This is a genomic window from Mycobacterium sp. 1164985.4, from assembly GCF_001668575.1.
Taxonomy (GTDB): Bacteria; Actinomycetota; Actinomycetes; order Mycobacteriales; family Mycobacteriaceae; genus Mycobacterium.
In genome coordinates this window covers 1-1,282 of the sequence record NZ_LZMD01000045.1, presented here as the reverse complement: position 1 = coordinate 1,282, position 1,282 = coordinate 1, and the positions used below count along the sequence as shown (strand labels likewise).

The 1,282-nt window shown below is 61.8% G+C and carries 2 protein-coding genes; both read left to right on the top strand.

The genetic code is table 11. The features are described 5' to 3' along the window. The coding region (locus A5650_RS06310) for an amidohydrolase family protein (protein ID WP_156744028.1) at positions 1 to 741 on the top strand (741 nt) is incomplete at its 5' end. 139 nt (positions 742 to 880) lie between these two features. Further along, on the top strand, positions 881 to 1,282 hold a 402-nt coding region (locus A5650_RS06305), incomplete at its 3' end, for an acyl-CoA dehydrogenase family protein (protein ID WP_197501800.1).

Below are 1,282 nucleotides of genomic sequence, written 5' to 3'. Positions count from 1 at the left end.
AACTATCCGAGTTTTCATGATTTCGAGCATTGGAAGCCGATGTGGGATGCGTTGGTCGACACCGAGACGGTGCTCAACGTGCACATCGGTTCGTCGGGGCGGTTGGCGATCACCGCTCCGGATGCGCCGATGGATGTGATGATCACCTTGCAGCCGATGAACATCGTCCAAGCCGCGGCCGATCTGTTGTGGTCGCGCCCGATCAAGGAGTATCCGACACTCAAGATCGCGCTGTCCGAGGGCGGTACGGGGTGGATTCCGTACTTTTTGGAGCGGGTGGATCGCACCTTTGAGATGCATTCGACGTGGACGGGTCAAGACTTCGGCGGCAAGTTGCCCAGCGAAGTGTTCCGCGAGCACTTCTTAACGTGTTTCATCGCTGATCCGGTCGGGGTGGCCACCCGCAACGCGATCGGCATCGACAACATCTGCTGGGAGGCCGATTACCCGCACAGCGACTCGATGTGGCCGGGCGCCCCCGAGCAACTCGACGAGGTGCTCACCGCCAACAACGTGCCCGACGACGAGATCAACAAGATGACCTACGAGAACGCGATGCGCTGGTATCACTGGGATCCGTTCACCCACATCACCCGCGAACAAGCCACCGTCGGCGCGCTCCGCAAGGCCGCCGAAGGCCACGACGTCTCCATCCAAGCCCTGTCGAAAAAAGAAAAAACCGGCGCGTCGTTCGCCGACTTTGCGGCGAGCGCCAAGCAGGTGACCGGAAACCAGGACTGAGGAGTCTGCAAGTATCGGGAGTCCTGATCGCAAGGTCGGGAGCAGCGTCTTCGAGTGCGCCGGTGCGGAAGCTGCGTTCACGCGCCGGCGCACTGCTCTGCGGGACGATGAACAGAGGAGAACAACCGTGCCTGGCGGGATGAGTTTCGAGCTGACCGAGGACCAGGAGCTGATCCGAAAGTCCGTCCGTGAGTTGGCGAGCAAGTTCGACGACCACTATTGGATGGAAAAGGATCTCGCTCACGAGTTCCCGCAGGAGTTCTACGACGCGATCGCCAAGGGCGGTTGGCTCGGGATGACCATTCCGGAGGAATACGGCGGGCACGGTCTCGGGATCACGGAAGCGACGCTGCTGCTCGAGGAGGTGTCGCGTTCCGGGGCCGCGATGAACGGCGCGAGCGCCATCCACCTGTCGATCTTCGGCATGCAACCCGTCGTCAAGCATGGCTCCGACGAGCTCAAGGCCGAGACCCTGCCGCGGATAGTCAACGGCGATCTGCATGTCTGCTTCGGCGTCACCGAACCCGGTGCGGGGCTAGAC